Genomic DNA, 17,714 nt, shown 5'->3' with positions numbered 1-17,714 from the left:
AGCACACCAAGGATTAATCCCTGGTGTGCTTTTTCAATTAGCGATAATCAACTTCTTCTATCAATTCAACAACCGTCACAATCGATGCCATCCCATTTTCCATATTATTGACTGTTGCCTTCATCGTGAAATAAACAGCAATAATACTTAATAACGTAATTAGCACAAGGCCGATGACAAGGTTTTTACCTTTCACTGCGCATCATCCTCGTCTTCAACTCTGACGAATTCCTCTTCAATCAAATAGACGTCCGCTTCGTTATAATCACCGAAACTTTCTTCAAGATTCAAGCCGTGATACAAATTCCAGAAGCCTTGCTCTTCCATAAGGATTAGCTCTTCACCTTCATTGTTCACAAACTTTTGTACAATAGCCTGCGGTTCAGGTGCTCCTTCAGATAAAGCCTTGATAGAATCTGCAATAATTTTCCGTAGTTCCTCTTCTGAAGCTTCACGGATATTGACGAGACCACGTTCATCCGTATCATAACCAGGAATTCCCGCTACATAGATAAAACCGTTACCGTTCGGGTGAAGATGCTGAACGACGACTGTTTTTTCATATAAGCTTTCTTCATAATGATAGTTGACCCGTTTCATTGACACATCTTTACGTGTAAGTTCGGGAATTGTTTCGATAATCTGTTGTTTCTCTTCAAATGTCAACATATATGTTCACTCTTTTCCACTCTGATTTCGTTTAAGTATACCATTATTCTTCTTTCACGGATAATCCAAGCACACGTGCGAAGCCAATTGCCTGATCTTTTGACACAATACAGCCTGCAATTTTCGGGAGCGTGACTTCAATCCGGTCATATGTACTATCAGACAAGTCAACACCATTCAAGTCCGTTTCAGTGAAGTTAATATTATCCAGCTTACACAACTTAAATTGCACGTTATTAAATGAGCTTTCATAAATATCGCCATCTGTTAAATTACACTCAGCGAATTCAACTTCCTTCATGCTAGAGAAGCTGAAGTTAATATAGCGCCCATCACATTCCTTGATTAACGTATGCCCCACTTTCGCATTCGCAAAGTCCGCACCCGTCAGTTTCGAATTAACGATTTCACACCTGTGGAACATGGCACTTTGAAAATTAACATTGGATAAATCGCACGTATCAAACACTACATCAACAAATTCTGCTCCCGCTAAATCACTTCCCGCAAACGATACATCTTTAAAGATCACGTCATCGAAAGTCAGTCTTTCACCTTCCGCACCTGTCATATGACCTCCGTCAATGCGGACTTTTTCAATGTATCCTTCATTATCGAGAATCGCTTCCACTTGCATAGCCTTATGAGTAACAGACAACTTCGGTTTCTGTCGTTTACTAACCTTTTTTTTAGTCATAAATGAATCCCCCTTTAGCGCGTCTTCCATTCCATAATAATAATAAATAGTATAACTACCGCAATCGCGAGAATATAAAACCAGCTTGGAACACTGCTAATTCCACCAAACATCTTCCTCGCCCCTTTCTTTACTCAACCCTCTTCACACCTGAAATGACGGTGAAGTCGATTGTAATGTTCTGTATATCCATTCCTAGCGCTTCTTCAATCTTTTCCTCACTCGCGCCCCACGTGAGCGGAGTCATGCGGATAAGCGGTGCAAGAAGCCCCGACGATAACGGGAATACATACGTAATCCGTTCCGTTGTGACAGCGTCATAGTGTTGCGCAAAGCGCGCAACGGGATCCGTATCGCCTGTGCGCTCTTCATCATCATAAAAAACAGCTCGTAACTCCTTTAGATAACCGCTTTCCGGTACTGCTTTCACAAACAATCCATCTGGTTTTAGAAGACGTGTAAACTCTGCGTAATTTGCCGGCGATAAAATATTTAAAATAACATCGAATTGGCTTTCTTGGAACGGGCAGTTCGCCAGGTCCGCGACACTCCAAATTGAACCTGGATACTCTTTCGCCGCCGCAGTAATCCCCTCTTTTGCAAGATCAATGCCTATTCCAGTTGTTTTACCAGGCAGCTGTGAAAGAATTGCCGACAAGTGCGTGCCTTCCCCGCAACCCGCGTCCAGAATGAAGGCCTGTTCCCGCCCTTCTATATGCTCATGAACTTTATGTGTAATAAATTCCAGAACCTGATTGAAAAACCCACTGCTCATTACCGTTTTTCTTGCTTCAAATAGCGATTTATCATACTTCGTCACATGTGCCTGCGGTGCTAAATTGACATAGCCATTTTTTGACAAATCGAATGAGTGATTGTCTACACAAACGAGCCGCCACTTGTCCTCCATGACCATTCCAGATGCGCAGATTGGACATCTAAATAAATGCGAGTTGCTTTCCATCACTTGTGCATTGAATATTTTTTTTGATATAGTCATACGTTGAAAACCCCGTTCATCAGTTGTTCTATTAGTATACAGCTTTTCGACGAGTACTGGAAATGGAGCGAACCCAGTTTATTACCGTCACCATAAATACCTTCATACTGTATTCAACTAGTCCCATGGGGTTACAATAGCAGGTAGGAGGCGATTCCATGAAACGATTATTCTTCTTCATCCTTTTCATTGCTGCACTTTATTTCACAAAACCGTACTGGGAAGAACCAGTCTCACAATATGTCGACATCTCTTTTCTAGAACCTGTCGATGAAAAAATCGATACTCTTTTGACAAAGGAATCCCTCGACACAACAATCCGTTCCATCAGCAACACCATAGATAAAGCACTATCTTACCTAACTTCAAAGACAGCTGAAACCGAAGAATCTATCCCTGTTGCAGAAAAACCAGTGTTGGATAAACCCTTGAAAACACAGGTCTCAATCCACAATATCGAACTTGGTAGCCCACAAGAAAAAGTGACAGCTGAACTTGGGGAACCAAAAAATCAATCCATGAACGAATACGGTACCGAATGGTTCACTTATCATGATGGCTATCAAAACTTCGTCATGGTTTCGTTCGATGATAAACAGATAGTGAACGCCATTTATACAAATGACGACCTCATTTCATCAACTGCTGGCATCAAATATGGTTCTCTAAAATCAACGGTGCGTGAAACATTCGGCGAACCGATTAAAGAAATCCGAAAAGGGTTGAACATTTACATGCTCCAGGAAAGTGAAGGTTTTGACGTCTTCAAATCAGGCGATACCTACACTTATGTTTTTTATGATTTACATCAAAATGACAAAGTTACAGCCATCCAGCTAATTAACGATTCATTGGAAAAGAAAAAAACCGGCATCTATGCCGGCGGTGATGCAAACTTACGAAACGGGTTCGAACAACAACTTTTCGACTTAACAAATGCAGCACGCGTCCGTCACGGGCTTTCCATCCTAAAATGGGAGTCAAACGTAGCAGTTACAGCGCGCAAACACAGTGCGGATATGGCAGATAATGAATATTTTAGCCACGAAAACAAGCAAGGGAAATCCCCATTCGATCGAATGAAAGATGACGGCGTCAGTTTCCGGGGTGCAGGTGAAAATCTTGCATATGGCCAATCAAGCAGTATTTTTGCGCATGAAGGCCTTATGAATTCCGAGGGACATCGTGAAAATATTTTGCTAGATACTTACAGCCACCTGGGTACGGGCGTTTCGTTCAATGATAAATTGCAGCCTTATTATACAGAGAACTTTTTGCTTAAATAAACTCCATTTAGGATTAATGGGTCATATTCAAGGAATTGGATAGACTATTAAGCATAATGGAGGGGATTTATCAATGAAAGCTGTTACATTCCAAGGTGCAAAAGATATTAAAGTAAAAAAAGTGGATGACCCAAAAATTGAAAAGCATGATGACATTGTCGTCAAGGTAACTTCTACTGCCATTTGCGGATCAGATTTGCACATCTATTTGGGCGCTATACCGACGCATAAGGACTATGTCATCGGCCATGAACCGATGGGTATTGTCGAAGAAGTCGGGCCCAATGTGACGAAAGTAAAAAAAGGGGATCGCGTCGTAATCCCGTTCAATTTGGCATGCGGGCATTGTTTTTATTGTGACCATGAAATGGAAAGTCAATGCGACAATTCGAATCCGAATCCCCATGTGGACACGGGCGGTTATCTTGGATTCACCGAACGCTACGGCAATTACCCAGGCGGACAAGCCGAGTATTTACGTGTTCCTTATGGCAACTTTACACCGTTTGTCATCCCTGAAACATGTGAGCTCCCTGATGAAGCCCTTCTTTTCATGTCGGACGTCCTGCCGACAGCTTATTGGAGCGTAGAAAATGCGGGTGTTAAAAAAGGTGATACGGTCGCTGTCCTCGGATGCGGGCCAGTCGGTCTTATGGTTCAGAAGTTTGCTTGGATGAAAGGCGCTAAACGTGTGTTGGCAATCGATCACGTTCCATATCGCCTAAACCATGCTGTTAAAATGAATAAAGTGGAAGCACTGAACTTCGAAAAATTCGACGATATAGGCAGCCACATTAAAGAGATGACCAGTGGCGGGGTCGACATAGTCATTGATTGTGTCGGAATGGACGGTAAAAAGAACATGCTTGAGAAAGCTGGACAGAAATTGAAGCTGCAAGGCGGAACATTAAGCGCTATTGATATCGCTTATAAATCCGTTCGAAAGTTTGGGACCATCCAGCTAACAGGCGTTTATGGTTCCCTTTACAATATGTTTCCTCTCGGTAATCTTTTCGAACGCAATATTACGCTAAAAATGGGACAAGCGCCTGTCATTCATTACATGCCGATGCTTTTCGATAAAATCACGAAAGGCGAATTCGACCCGACAGAAATCATTTCCCACGTGGTCCCACTTGAAGAAGCTGCCACCGCTTATCAGCGTTTTCACGATCATGAAGATGAGTGTATTAAAGTCATATTGAAGCCTTGAATGAAAAACCGGTGGATGCACATCTTAGTGATGTATCCGCCGGTTTTTTGTGGTCTAAAGTATACTTTTCATGACTATCCCTTACTTCTTTTTAATAACCGCACAGGCAATTCGATCACCTGAGTTACCCGATGGATCCGTTTTGTAGTCATCTACTTTTTCATGAATAACAAGCGAACTGCCGTCAGCATCAAGAAGTGAGTTCTTAACGTCTGGCTTTAGCGTAACTAATGCAGTCGTCACTTCAGCAGTGACCTTACCATCTGCATCGACTTCGAGGTTCGGTAGATCACCTAAATGAAACCCTTTTGGATTATCAAACCCGTGTTCTTTATGTCCCGGATTGAAATGGTCTCCTGCAGATTTAAAATCAGGTGGTGTACACACAGCCATTTCGTGAATATGAACGCCATGTTTGCCTGGCGACAATCCTTCAGCCTGGATATTGATTGTCACACCGTCGATTCCTTCAACAAAGTTGGCTTCACCAATTTTATCCCCTTTCGTGTTCAAAATCGGCGACATCACCGACTGGACGCTTTCTCCAGTGACTGGTAATTTCACTCCATTCTTTCCACACCCACCAGCAATCAATAGCGCAGACAACATAATGGATAGTACAATTTTTTGTTTCAATATAATTCCTCCTCACTATCTCTTTACTAAGGAGGATGGCTTTAATTCATTTTAATATGTATGGAAAGTAGAATTATTTTCCTATCTAAGTTGAAATAATGATTCCCTTCAATTACGCTTCAGCGCTTAGGGAGTGCCTTCACTCCCTTTTTACACGTATTCATATGTTCAATTATCTATATCTTATAGTTTCTTCTGCGATTGCTTAAACACAGATCGGGTTAACACACCAGGAAACTAATTCCATATCACTTCGTCTTACCTTTGACAGAAAGGGTGGAAATCGCATGTCTTTCTTGACAATTACAATGTCTTTAGCTGATTTGCAAAGTTATTTGAATAAAATTGATGAATTGTTAATCATCGGATTGCTATCAAGTATTGTCTTTATTTGGAGAAGTAAAAAGCTTGGAATAGCTCAGTATTTACTTTACATCATCTCAGTTATGTCGATAGGTGTTGCTGGCTATACTGGAATTCTTGGTGGAATCCTAGCCGATGAATTAAATTTGGGTGGAACCATCGTTCGTGAACTAATCGTTATTTCACTAGGTATCTTCACTATATTTTATACACTTGAGAAATCGGCAAATGATACAAACAAGTAAAAAAACCGCTACCAATTCCAGTTTACGTCGAATTGGCGGCGGTTTATCTCTTTTATTTAATTAACTTTAAAACAGTTCCTTCGCTAATAAACGATAAACATCCAAGCGTTTCTTTTGCGAATGAGGAATGCTGCAAATCATGGCTTCATCAAATCCGTAATGCTCCTGCTCTGTTTGTAACAGCGTCGCAATCTCTTTAGCTGTTCCCACTAAATGCAGTTTACGATTTTCTTTAATGGTCATACGATCCATTTCCGTCAACGGATAATCTTGGGCCTCTTCAGGTGTTAAGGATTGCCCGAGGTGACCTTTCATTAGCATTAAACGGGCAATGTCCTGAGGTACAGCTTCGAATTCAGCCTCTTCTTTTGTTTCAGCTACCGTTACCATATAGGACACATTGATTTCCGGTTTTTCCAAGAACGCCGAGGGTTGGAAATTCTTTTTATATGCATCTAAAATCTCTTTAGTCATACCGCCGTTGAAGAACTGCGCAAACGAATAGCCTACACCCATCCGACCTGCCTGGATTGCGCTGTTGCCGCTCGAACCAAGCAACCATGCTTCCGGTAAAACGATAGTAGAAGGGGTTGCGATTGTTTTGTTGTACAAATTGTCTTCCGGCACTTCATCGTTAATCAATTGGAGTGCCGTCTCAAATTTCTCATACATATCATTGACCATCGGTTTGCGGCCTTCTGATAATGCATAAATGGCTTGGTTATCCCCACCCGGCGCGCGACCGACACCAAAGTCAATTCGACCAGGAGAAAACGCACTCAATGTTTTAAACACTTCAGCTAGTTTCAATGGCGAATAATGCATCATCATTACACCGCCTGTACCAATACGAATGTTTTTCGTTTTGGCAGCCAAGTGAGCTGCTGTTACTTCGGGTGCTGAACTTGCAAATGATTTTGTTCCATGATGTTCAGCCATCCACATCCGATGATAGCCTAATTCATCTGCCAAGATAGCCAGTTCTTCTGCTTTTTTCAAAGCACCTGGGGCAGTATTTCCACTAGTAACAGGTGCTTGATCTAGTATACTTAATCTCATATGTTTAGCGTCCCTTCTCTTGGCGAAGCTTCTCAGGTGTGACATCTTCCCCGAGTGGGTCAATCACAGTTATACCTGAAACAGTGTTCAGAACTTGCCCACGAATTTCTCGTAAGTAGTCTTGCTGCAATACTGTTTGTTCAACCATTTCGGCATTTGTCAAACCTTCTTCACGTTGTTTTTTTGCTAGCTCATTAATGCGGTCTAAGTCTTTAATCATTTTTTCTCCCTCTTCCCCTATCATTTACTTTTCAATGGCTTCACTTCTCAATTGATGGAAAGTGAGGAAGTACATATTCCCCTATTTCCTGAATTACATCTTCCACGGGGCGGTTACCCGTTTTCAAACCCAATATGACATGATTAACACCAATATTTTGTAAAGCATACAAGTAATCGATTAGAAACTTATGACCTGACCTAAAGCCTACTTTTATAGGTACTGGGTTCGGTGCGGCCAACGGATTCTCTGATAAGTCGATAACCAATGGTTGTATAAATGGTTTAAACTCATCCGTTGCCTGTCGCCAAAGTTTGATCATTTCACGCTGACGATTTGCTTCTTGCGCATAAAACATCCAGCCATCCATATGTTCTGCCAGCCATTCAGTCGTTTGACCAGAATAGCCTGTTGCTAAAACGGGGATATCGGCTAAGACAGGCTTGGGAATAATATCCCCTTCTGTCATGGCAACCCTTTCTGTATGAACCTGTGGGTATGATTCTTCCCACACTTTTTTCATGACCGTTAACGACTCCCGAAACAATTCTGCCCTATCATTATGCTCCACTTTAAATGCGGGAAATTCGATTGGGCGGTCACCAGTTGCAGCGCCAAACAAGAAACGTTGATTAGACATTTCATCCAAAGATGCAGCTGATTTGGCTAAGTGCAGGGGGTGACGTAATGGTGTGACGACACTTGCAGTACCAAGCGCGAGTTTATTCGTATGTGCTGTTACATAGGCGAGAAAAATAAAAGGATCATATATAACACCTGTATCTCCAAATTTAGGATCGAATAACGGAGAATCTCTAACAAACAAAGAAGCAAATCCTAGATCTTCTACTTTATTCACAAGCGTCATTTGCTCTTTCAAATCCATCTTGGGGAGACTTCCAGCATCCGGCTCCAAAGGAAACATAAACCCAAGCGTTAATTTGTTTTCCTTAAACGTTCGTGTAAAACCATTATGTGATTGGAATTTCCCCATAATGCCATCCTCCTAGCTGCCACTCTTTTCAATCACAGAACCATTTTTTCGCGAATCAATTCTTGTAGAAATTCCACTTTCTCTTGATAGCGCTCTGTCTGAATTCCATCTGATAGGGATGCGATTGTTTCACGCTTCAGTACGGATTTCCAAACCGATTCAGCTTCTCCCATTAAGTCCGTTAACAAACAACCTGTATCTTCTTTTTCCAAATCAAGCATGTCGTCGAGAATCCCACTCGCGGAATAAAGGGATTGCTGACCCTCTATTGCGAGATAAATATCGTATATCCGGATCTCTTCGGGCTTTTTCTTTAATTTGAACCCACCTTTTACACCTGACACAGAAGTAATCAAGTCTGCACTGACCAGTTTTCTCAACAACTTTTGAAAATATGTTGGTGAGGTTCCCAGTTGCTGGCTGATTGCATCTCCTGGTAGTACTGCTCTATCCGGCAGCATGTTTAGCATGAGAATCGCATAAACAGACTGCTCAACGCCTGTTTTCATTTGCATAAAATTCGCCTCTTTTATTAATCTAATGTAGATATTCATTATCCTCTTTATCGAATTTTATCTTACAGTACTCGTAAAGTACATTTATTTGATTGTAATAAAAACCGCTGCCAACTCCAGTTTCGTGGAATTAACAGCGGTTTGTCATTTATGCAAGTATCAATTTTTCAAGATCCATTGGTGCAATATATGTACCGTCTTTATAGACGCGCATATTACCACCGGAAATTTCGTCAATCAGCATGATCTTACCTGATTCAGCGTCGCGTCCAAACTCGAGTTTAATATCATACAAGTCAAGACCTTTTGCTGCAAGTTCAGCTCTAACTACGCCTGAAATCTCTTTCGTTAATGCTTCGAGCGTAACGTATTCATCAGTTGTCAATAGACCAAGTTGTGCTAGTCCATCCTTGTTTATCGGCGGGTCGTTACGGTCATCGTCTTTGAGCGTGACTTCTACGAAGGCATCCAAAGGTTGTCCTTCTTCACAGTACGCACCGTATCTACGCAAGAAGCTTCCAACAGCACGGTATCTGCAAATCACTTCAAGGCCTTTGCCGAATACCTTCGCTGATCGTACTGTCATCGTTACTTCATCAATATTAGCATCTACATAATGAGTAGGAATATCTTTATCCGCCATTTTTTCAAAGAAATATTTCGTCATCCGAAGTCCGGATTGCCCCGCGCCTTCAATCGATAAGCCAACTGTGTTCGCGCCAGGATCGAAAACCCCGTCTTCTCCGGTTACATCATCTTTAAATTTCAGTAGTACATTGTTGCCGTCCAATTTGTATACATCTTTCGTCTTCCCTTTATATATGAGTTCCATGCGTCTGTTCCCTTCTATAGTAGGATGAACGTTCACCTTTAGTATAATTGAGAATCGTCATAAGAAAAAGAGTTTTTCTTAAATATCGGTTAATGTTCTTTCTATCACGCCAAAACTGTACGATAGTAGACAAATTCTCATAATTGAAAGACAGTATATATGTTGAACAAATGAATACGGCGTATGCGCTTTACAAGGGCTTTTGGGAGGCTACTGAAAAAAACCTTGTACTTGAAATGAATTAGGATTCCCCCTAATACCGCTTCGGCGCTTTGTGGATGCCTCCCGCGATAAGCCAGAAAGGAAACCACTTTCAGTCTTATCGCTCCGGCTACCACGAAGACGCGCCTGCGCTAGATAGTCTATGTGAGAAAGAGCTTTTCATTATCTGCGATGAAAACTGCAACCCGGAGTGTGTCTTTCTTGATTAGAATTAGTAGCAAAAAATAAGCACATTATAATCTCGGCGTATACATCTCAAAATCACATTTCTCTCGATAATGAACATCCTAGCGCAGGCGCGCGGCAAAGGCATCCCCAAAGCGCCAAGCGTTCTACAATCCACACCCCGATTTAATACTCACTCCTTATTAAGCGCCACAGTAAATTTAGTGGGATTCCTTAATTCAACTTAAATAGGTAAAAACTTTCTCCCTTACACAACCTAATAGCCCATTTTTAATAATTCCCACTCGTCTACTTGCATATAATTGTTGTATACTTATTGTAGTAAATCTATGCTTAATCGAAAGTGAGTGGAAATTCATGGGCCGTAAATGGAACAATATCAAAGAGAAAAAAGCGTCAAGAGATGCGGACACGAGTCGCATTTATGCAAAATTCGGACGTGAAATTTATGTAGTAGCGAAGCAAGGCGAGCCTGATCCTGAATTGAATCAAGCGCTAAAATTTGTCGTAGAACGCGCAAAAACATATAGTGTACCAAAAGCAATTATTGACCGGGCAATTGAAAAAGCAAAAGGTGGTTCAGAAGAAAACTTTGACGAGCTTCGCTATGAAGGATTCGGACCAAATGGCTCGATGGTTATTGTCGATACACTGACAAATAACGTAAATCGTACTGCATCAGAAGTACGCGCCGCATTCGGTAAAAATGGCGGTAATATGGGTGTCAGCGGATCCGTTTCCTATATGTTTGATGCGACTGCAGTTATCGGAATTGAAGGTATGTCCGCCGACGACGTTCTCGAACTTCTAATGGATGCGGACGTCGAAGTGCGTGATATTCTAGATGAAGAGGAATCGGTCATCATCTATGCTGAGCCAGACCAGTTCCATGCTGTACAGGCAGCTTTAAAAAGTGCCGGTATTACAGAATTTAACGTCGCTGAAATAACAATGCTTGCACAAAACGACTTGACTCTGTCACCAGAAGCTCAAGCACAATTCGAGAAAATGATTGACGTACTGGATGATTTGGAAGATGTTCAACAAGTGCATCATAACGTCCACTTAGACGACTAAGCGCAACTGTTCATCCTTTCATTCATTCCATTGACGTGCTATGCTACTAATAGATTGACAACTTCATAACATATTCGACCATTAGGGGAATCCTTTTAAAGGACTGAGAAACGAGTTCCACTCCGCTACCCTTATCACCTGAACAGGTTTGTACCTGCGTAGGGAAGTGGCGTGTCTTCCTATCAGTGCATTCTAATGCCATCGACAGACCACTTTCCATACCTGGAAAGTGGTCTTTTTTTATCAAGAAAAGCAGAAGGCGCCGCTCAGCTCCGACAGGCATAAGACGGTTTACGAAGAGGGCGTCCTTCAGCCCTCGCAGTAAAACGACTTATGACCCGAGGAGTTGGCGCCTGGAGCTAGACAACAAGAAAAGCGGAAGGCGCCGTTTAGCCCCGAAAAGCGCTGGAAGGCTTGACGATAAAGGCGCTCTTTGCCTTTTCGGCAAGACTGAAGCGACTCGAGGGGCTGGCGCCTGGAGTCTAGACAACAAGAAAAGCAGAAGGCGCCGCTACAAATGAACGCAGCTTAAGTGCGCCACTTCCTGTGGCAACAGCTGCATGACCTACATCCTGTAGGCCCCCGACAGGCATAAGACGGTTTACGAAGAGGGCGTCCTTCAGCCCTCGCAGTAAAACGACTTATGACCCGAGGGGTTGGCGCCTGAAACTAGACCCTATTCCCAGGTGAAAACATATACTATTTCTTTTCGATAAGGAGGAGTTCGATGAAGATAATTGCCGTAACAGATGACAAAATGGAACGTAGCCAATTGCTTGATACATTGCTAGCAATCGAACCTTTTATCGACGCAGCCATCTTACGTGAGAAATCGAAAATGGATTCAGAAATAATAGCGTTGATTCGACAATTAATCGAATCTGGCTTTGATTCAACTAAACTAATTGTCCATGGGCGAACGAATGTCGCTTCAATTACCGGGATTAACAAAGTTCAACTTCCCGGATACGGCGAACCGCTAACGCTACTCAAAAAAAAATTCCCGGCTATCTCCTTCGGCAGATCTGTCCACTCTTATGGTGAAGCTGAAACTGCTTATAAAGAAGGTGCTGACTGGATTCTTTATGGTCATTTATTCGAGACAAGTTCAAAAGTCGGCCTCCCTCCCCGTGGAACCAATGAGCTTTTTCAAATCGTCGAATCCCTACCAATTCCTATCTACGCAATTGGTGGAATTCAGCCCCATCACCTTCCGCAATTAAATCAAGGCGGAGTTGCAGGAATTGCAGTGATGTCGTCCATTTTTGGCAGTGACAATCCTGAAGTTGCCACAACAGCCTATAAGGATGCCAACCATGTCACAACCAGTTGATGTTGTCGTTATTGGGGGAGGGATTATTGGTTGCAGTACAGCTTATTATTTAGCAAAAGAGGGTTTGTCAGTTCACCTTGTTGAACGCGATAAAATCGCTCAAGGCACTACTCGGGCGGCTGGCGGCATGCTTGGTGCACACTCTGAATATTTGAATGACACCTTTTATTCATTCGCGCAAGAAAGTCAGGTACTGTATTCAGAATTCCAACGTGATGCAGGGGTTGACTTCGGTTATACAACTGGTGGTATTGTTCAGTTTGCTTGTTCCGAAGAAGAACGAATTGCCCTTTCCCGTTGGAATAACGCGGTTTATCTTTCAGCTGAGCAAGTTCGCGAACGAATTCCGCATGTTGCTCCACCTGCTTTTGGTGCGTATCTTTTTGAAGAAGACGTCCATGTTCATCCTGAAAAGGCTTGTCTGGCATTTTGCGCAGCGGCTAAAAATTTGGGTGCTACTATTTCAGAACAGGCCACAGTCGATGAAATCACACTGTTACATGGTGGCTATCAGATACGCATTGCGTCGTCCATTATCAACGCAAAACATCTAGTCATCGCAAGCGGTGCAGCGAGCACCAAGCTTGTGTCAGGGCTGCAAATGACCGCAGTGAAAGGCCAATGTATGCAACTCAATGCGGTAGGCATGCAATTACCTTATACACTTTTCCATAAAGGCTGTTACGTAATTCCACGCTCGGGTGGAACGCTCGTCATCGGGGCCACGATGGAATACGGACATACAGACTTGCAGATAACTGATGCCGGTAATTTGGCATTAAGTGCTATTGCGGAACGTTTTATACCTGGTCTTTCCCGCCTTCCTGTTATGAACAGATGGGCAGGTCTACGTCCAAAAACCGTTGACGACTTACCGTATATCGGTCGGATTCCAGGGAATGAAAATATGTATATTGCAGCTGGTCATTTCAGAAATGGGATTTTATTGGCGCCCGCAACCGCCTGCTTGATTCGTGATTTGATCATCGGAAATGAAGTGAATACAGAACGGATTAAGGCATTTGATCCGAAAAGGGGGATTTTTCATGAAGCGAACAATCGAACTGAACGGCAATCGGTATGACATGCCCGCAGAAGTTGAAAATGTGCAGGAACTGCTTGGGCATCTGGAACTTGCGGAACGCATCGTCATCGTGGAAATGAACCGAGATATTCTTGCGAAAGACGCATATGACAAACCGATCAACGACCGCGACCAAATAGAAATCATTCACTTTGTAGGAGGAGGATAATTATGCTAACAATCGGCAATAAAAAATTCAATTCAAGACTATTACTAGGTACAGGAAAATACCCGTCATTTGATGTGCAAAAAGAGGCAGTGCGTGTATCGGAGTCAGAAATTCTTACGTTCGCAGTAAGACGTATGAATATCTTCGAGCCATCACAACCAAATTTCTTGGAACAACTCGATCTTTCGAAATATACACTATTACCAAATACAGCGGGCGCAAAAACAGCGGAAGAAGCGGTACGCATCGCGAAACTGGCGAAAGCATCAGGACTTTGTGACATGATTAAAGTTGAAATCATCGGTTGTGACCGATCATTACTCCCGGATCCAGTAGAAACACTTCGGGCAACTGAAATGCTGTTAGATGAAGGATTCATCGTCCTGCCTTATACGTCAGATGATGTTGTGCTCGCACGTAGGTTATGCGAAATGGGCGTTCATGCAATCATGCCAGGCGCATCCCCTATCGGATCAGGGCGCGGTATTTTGAATCCACTTAACTTGTCGTTCATCATTGAACAATCCAATGTACCCGTTATTATCGATGCAGGAATTGGCTCGCCGAAAGATGCAGCTTATGCAATGGAGCTTGGCGCTGACGCAGTTTTATTGAACACAGCGGTATCAGAAGCTGGAGATCCGATTAAAATGGCCCTTGCCATGAAGCTCGCGATTGAAGCGGGACGACTCGGCTATGAAGCAGGCCGGATGCCGATGCGCGATTATGCGGTTGCAAGTAGCCCACTGGAAGGACTTGTAACGAATTGATTGAAAAATATTCACGTCAGGCATTATTCGCTCCAATTGGCGATGTCGGCCAAAAAAGGATTCGTAAAACTAGTATTTTCATATTAGGTGCCGGCGCGCTTGGCTCATCCGGTGCTGAAATGCTCGTCCGTGCAGGCGTTGGACGTGTAACGATTGTGGACCGGGATATTATCGAGTCGACCAATCTGCATCGCCAGCAATTGTATACGGAACAAGACGTCATTGAGCAATTGCCAAAAGCAGTTGCGGCGGAGAAACGATTGACGGCGATTAATAGCGATGTAGCTATAACAGGTATTGTAGTCGATGTAACGCCACAAAACGTCCTCGATCTAATGACCGACCATGATTTAGTATTGGATGCAACAGACAATATTGAAACACGGCTGCTAGCGAACGATGCAGCGCTGAAACTCGGCATCCCCTTTTTCATGGGGGCATGTGTCGGAAGTTATGGCCTAACGTTTCCGATTGGCATTCAAGACAACCAGCCGTGTCTACATTGCTTGCTAGAAACATTGCCATCACAGACATTAACATGTGATACAGTCGGCGTCATCAGCCCGGTTGTGGTTACTACAGCGGCTCGGCAAGTTACTGACGTGTTGAAATATATAACGGGAACACCTTTTGGACCGAAACTCGAATCTGCTGATTTATGGACAGGCGACCGCGCTTCAATTGGAGTTGCAAGCATGAAGAAAGCCGGTTGCCCAAGTTGTTCCGAAAATGCAGTATATCCGTTCCTTTCTGCTCGTGAGTCTATGAAAACAGCGGTGCTTTGTGGACGTGACACCGTTCAATTATCTTGGCCTAAAAGTAGAAAGTTTGAACTCCTCCCTTTTGCCGAATCAATTCGCGGAAGCGTCTCAAAATTAATTCACAACCCGCATCTAGTCGCCTGTGAATACAACGGTCACCGCATCGTGCTGTTCCGTGACGGTCGCATGCTTGTACATGGAACGAAAGATATTGTAACTGCGAAGAAAATTGCTGCCGGGTTGCTAGGATAATTGTTGAATGAAAAAAGAGCATAGCTTTTATGCTCTTTTTTCAGTTCCCCCTCGTATAGGTAAACCAAATGGTCCCCCCTAATTGCGAAAACTAAAAATGGTGAACAACTGAATACCTACATAAACTAAGCGAATGCGCCTTAACAGGAATAGCTGGAGCCACGAGATCGGCTAGTGGTTTTTCTACTGGCTTATCGTGGGGGGCATCCCCGAGCGCCACAGCGAATTCAATGGTATTCTTTACGTCAACTTATAAAATACAATTCCCGCCATATACATGCTTTAAGGACAGCTTTTTAATAATGCTAGCAGTACTTCCCCTCCCCACTCTCATCAAACACAACATAAATTCCCTCCAACAGGAATTTCATCAAACGTTTAAGGGTACCATTTCTATATATGGTTCGTTACAATGGAAGTTCTAACAAGTTATTTTATCTTTATTGAAAACAACAGGAGGTTGTCATGTTTTTCTTAGAAGCAAAACGCATTATTGTCGTTATCTTTGGTTCCTTGTTACTTGCAATCTCGCTTAACTTCTTTTTAATCAATGCAAATGTCTATGCCAGCGGATTTGCGGGTGCTGCGCAACTGACATCTAGTGTATTAAATGATTTCATCGGCGTTGAGATTAGTACAGGAATATTATTGTTACTATTCAATATTCCCGTCTTTATATTAGGATGGTACAAAGTAGGTAAAGGATTTACCATCTATAGCATCGTTTCCGTTATCTTTGTTACAATTTTCTTAGAACTCTTACCTGTCCTATCTCTATCAAACGATATTATTCTAAATGCAGTGTTTGGCGGTGTAATTGCAGGTGTAGGTGTTGGGATTTCGATGAAACTTGGGGCATCTACAGGCGGAATGGATATTATCGCTATGGTCCTATCACGCTTACAAGATAAGCCTATTGGAACCTATTTTTTACTGTTGAACGGTATCATAATCGTCTTGGCAGGCTTTCTGTATGAACCGGAAAACGCATTATATACGATGTTAGCGTTGTATGTAACTACAGTTGTGATTGACGCACTCCATACGCGTCACGAAAAAGTGACCGCCATGATTGTTACACAAAAAGCAGACGAATTACAGCATGCGATTCATCAGAAAATGGTACGTGGCATAACGATTCTTCCCGCAAAAGGCGCGTATTCAAAAGAGGATAAGCATATGCTTTATCTTGTGATCACTCGTTATGAATTATATGATTTGGAAAAAATAATTAACGAAATAGATCCAAATGCGTTTACGAATATTGTTCAAACTGCTGGTGTTTACGGATTCTTTAGACGTGAAGGCGATCAAGTTAAATAAACCTATAACACTGAATTCCAAATAAGTTGAAATAAAGATTCCCTTCAACACTGCTACGGCGCTCGGGGATGCCTGCCCCCCCTTGTAAGGCGCCTTCGCTCAGTTAACATAGGTGTTCATTTGTTCAACATATACAGTACTAAAAATGACCAGACATCAATTGATGTCTGGTCATTTTTAGTAGATACCGATTTTACTTCGAACCAGCTTGCCAACTCATTCCCCATCCATAAGCCTGGTCCATCTTGGCATGCCCTGGAAAATAGTCGACAAGTCTTTTGACGCTAAACGTCTCGTTTTGTACATTTTCAATCATTGCAATTGCACACATAATTTGTCCGTTGCGGTGCTCATCAAGCTTGACGACAATATCTTCTCCACCGCCGTATGTCAACTTGACGATCCCGCCCGCTTCTGACCAATTCGCAGCGCCCTCATAAATGAATGCATATACAAGCACTCGTTTAATGTCCTTAATACGAGAACCATTGATACGTAAATTTTCTCCGCCTGTGGAAGCCCCCGTACGATCGTCGTGGTCCAGCTGAATATAAGGGAAATCCTTCAACGAGCCAAATGCGTTACCAAGGGCCTGAACACAGCCCTTTTCTCCCGAATTCAATTCATACAGGCAACCAAGATCTAAATCAAAGTTTTTCTGTCCGCCACCAAACAGCGAGGATAGGAATCCGCCACTTTTAGCCGCTTTGGAGTTTTGATTCCAGTTTAAGTTAACTAGAATCTCACCTACATCATTTCCTTTTTTCGTTAAATTTATGGACTGCCCTTTTTTCTTCAGTTCGATCAT

21 protein-coding genes and 1 riboswitch are annotated in these 17,714 nt (G+C 42.7%); of the genes, 10 read left to right on the top strand and 11 right to left on the bottom strand.

From position 1 onward, the window contains the following. Positions 1 to 37: 37 nt before the first annotated feature. From MKX62_RS09690 to MKX62_RS09675, 4 genes are all read right to left on the bottom strand, one after another. Entirely contained in the window at positions 38 to 196 is a 159-nt protein-coding gene (locus tag MKX62_RS09690) for a hypothetical protein (RefSeq protein WP_156475938.1), read from the bottom strand. Beyond that, positions 193 to 669 carry a hypothetical protein gene (locus MKX62_RS09685; RefSeq protein WP_067205058.1) on the bottom strand — a complete coding sequence of 159 codons (477 nt, stop codon included), beginning with the start codon at positions 667 to 669 and terminating at the stop codon, positions 193 to 195. The genes MKX62_RS09690 and MKX62_RS09685 overlap by 4 nt, the downstream gene beginning before the upstream one ends. A 43-nt stretch (positions 670 to 712) precedes the next feature. Beyond that, on the bottom strand, positions 713 to 1,366 hold the full coding sequence (locus tag MKX62_RS09680; RefSeq protein ID WP_067205055.1) for a pentapeptide repeat-containing protein: 654 nt from the start codon (positions 1,364 to 1,366) through the stop codon (positions 713 to 715). Between the two features lie 130 nt (positions 1,367 to 1,496). Next, positions 1,497 to 2,366, bottom strand: coding sequence for a methyltransferase domain-containing protein (locus tag MKX62_RS09675; RefSeq protein ID WP_340741312.1), 870 nt, complete (start codon positions 2,364 to 2,366; stop codon positions 1,497 to 1,499). 158 nt (positions 2,367 to 2,524) lie between these two features. Between MKX62_RS09675 and MKX62_RS09670 the strand changes: the two genes are divergently transcribed. Beyond that, complete coding sequence (locus MKX62_RS09670; protein WP_340741311.1) at positions 2,525 to 3,652, top strand: CAP domain-containing protein; 1,128 nt, start codon at positions 2,525 to 2,527, stop codon at positions 3,650 to 3,652. Between the two features lie 73 nt (positions 3,653 to 3,725). Further along, entirely contained in the window at positions 3,726 to 4,865 is a 1,140-nt protein-coding gene (locus MKX62_RS09665) for a zinc-dependent alcohol dehydrogenase (protein ID WP_187046509.1), read from the top strand. Positions 4,866 to 4,946: 81 nt separating this feature from the next. Here MKX62_RS09665 and MKX62_RS09660 read toward each other — a convergent pair whose 3' ends face one another. Next, positions 4,947 to 5,474 carry a superoxide dismutase family protein gene (locus MKX62_RS09660; protein ID WP_067213806.1) on the bottom strand — a complete coding sequence of 176 codons (528 nt, stop codon included), beginning with the start codon at positions 5,472 to 5,474 and terminating at the stop codon, positions 4,947 to 4,949. Between the two features lie 314 nt (positions 5,475 to 5,788). Between MKX62_RS09660 and MKX62_RS09655 the strand changes: the two genes are divergently transcribed. Further along, complete coding sequence (locus MKX62_RS09655; protein WP_067205045.1) at positions 5,789 to 6,109, top strand: hypothetical protein; 321 nt, start codon at positions 5,789 to 5,791, stop codon at positions 6,107 to 6,109. 66 nt (positions 6,110 to 6,175) lie between these two features. Here the strand turns inward: MKX62_RS09655 and MKX62_RS09650 are convergent, their stop codons facing one another. From MKX62_RS09650 to MKX62_RS09630, 5 genes are all read right to left on the bottom strand, one after another. After that, on the bottom strand, positions 6,176 to 7,168 hold the full coding sequence (locus MKX62_RS09650; RefSeq protein ID WP_067205042.1) for an LLM class flavin-dependent oxidoreductase: 993 nt from the start codon (positions 7,166 to 7,168) through the stop codon (positions 6,176 to 6,178). 4 nt (positions 7,169 to 7,172) lie between these two features. After that, entirely contained in the window at positions 7,173 to 7,388 is a 216-nt protein-coding gene (locus MKX62_RS09645; RefSeq protein WP_067205039.1) for a DUF896 domain-containing protein, read from the bottom strand. 40 nt (positions 7,389 to 7,428) lie between these two features. Further along, the gene (locus tag MKX62_RS09640; protein WP_340741310.1) at positions 7,429 to 8,382 is read right to left on the bottom strand and encodes an LLM class oxidoreductase; all 954 of its coding nucleotides are present in this window, start codon (positions 8,380 to 8,382) and stop codon (positions 7,429 to 7,431) included. Positions 8,383 to 8,414: 32 nt separating this feature from the next. Continuing rightward, entirely contained in the window at positions 8,415 to 8,897 is a 483-nt protein-coding gene (locus MKX62_RS09635; RefSeq protein WP_187046506.1) for an RrF2 family transcriptional regulator, read from the bottom strand. Positions 8,898 to 9,045: 148 nt separating this feature from the next. Then, positions 9,046 to 9,729: a phosphoribosylaminoimidazolesuccinocarboxamide synthase gene (locus MKX62_RS09630; RefSeq protein WP_067205032.1), complete on the bottom strand. Its 684-nt coding sequence runs from the start codon at positions 9,727 to 9,729 to the stop codon at positions 9,046 to 9,048. A gap of 765 nt (positions 9,730 to 10,494) precedes the next feature. Here MKX62_RS09630 and MKX62_RS09625 point away from each other — a divergent pair. The 7 genes from MKX62_RS09625 (at position 10,495) to MKX62_RS09595 (ending at position 16,906) form a co-directional block, all read left to right on the top strand. After that, positions 10,495 to 11,214 carry a YebC/PmpR family DNA-binding transcriptional regulator gene (locus MKX62_RS09625; protein ID WP_067205029.1) on the top strand — a complete coding sequence of 240 codons (720 nt, stop codon included), beginning with the start codon at positions 10,495 to 10,497 and terminating at the stop codon, positions 11,212 to 11,214. A 73-nt stretch (positions 11,215 to 11,287) separates the two neighbouring features. Continuing rightward, positions 11,288 to 11,396, top strand: a riboswitch (TPP riboswitch). Positions 11,397 to 11,941: 545 nt separating this feature from the next. Further along, positions 11,942 to 12,547 (top strand): thiamine phosphate synthase, encoded by a 606-nt coding sequence (locus MKX62_RS09620; protein ID WP_067205027.1) that lies wholly within the window; start codon positions 11,942 to 11,944, stop codon positions 12,545 to 12,547. Next, positions 12,531 to 13,631 (top strand): glycine oxidase ThiO, encoded by a 1,101-nt coding sequence (gene thiO, locus MKX62_RS09615; RefSeq protein WP_340741309.1) that lies wholly within the window; start codon positions 12,531 to 12,533, stop codon positions 13,629 to 13,631. Before MKX62_RS09620 ends, thiO begins: the two co-directional genes overlap by 17 nt. Continuing rightward, on the top strand, positions 13,594 to 13,800 hold the full coding sequence (gene thiS / locus MKX62_RS09610) for a sulfur carrier protein ThiS (RefSeq protein WP_187046503.1): 207 nt from the start codon (positions 13,594 to 13,596) through the stop codon (positions 13,798 to 13,800). The genes thiO and thiS overlap by 38 nt, the downstream gene beginning before the upstream one ends. Then, a complete protein-coding gene (locus MKX62_RS09605) occupies positions 13,797 to 14,570 on the top strand; it encodes a thiazole synthase (protein ID WP_340742570.1) in 774 nt (257 codons plus the stop codon). Before thiS ends, MKX62_RS09605 begins: the two co-directional genes overlap by 4 nt. Continuing rightward, entirely contained in the window at positions 14,567 to 15,583 is a 1,017-nt protein-coding gene (locus tag MKX62_RS09600) for a ThiF family adenylyltransferase (RefSeq protein WP_067205017.1), read from the top strand. The genes MKX62_RS09605 and MKX62_RS09600 overlap by 4 nt, the downstream gene beginning before the upstream one ends. Positions 15,584 to 16,048: 465 nt before the next feature. Beyond that, entirely contained in the window at positions 16,049 to 16,906 is an 858-nt protein-coding gene (locus MKX62_RS09595; RefSeq protein ID WP_067205014.1) for a YitT family protein, read from the top strand. Positions 16,907 to 17,099: 193 nt separating this feature from the next. Here MKX62_RS09595 and MKX62_RS09590 read toward each other — a convergent pair whose 3' ends face one another. Further along, entirely contained in the window at positions 17,100 to 17,714 is a 615-nt protein-coding gene (locus MKX62_RS09590; protein WP_340741308.1) for a TerD family protein, read from the bottom strand.

The sequence above is a fragment of the Sporosarcina sp. FSL K6-5500 genome (genome assembly GCF_038005665.1).
Classification (GTDB): Bacteria; Bacillota; Bacilli; order Bacillales_A; family Planococcaceae; genus Sporosarcina; species Sporosarcina psychrophila.
Note: the sequence above shows the minus strand (reverse complement) of the source record. Positions and strands in the feature narration are given on the sequence as shown.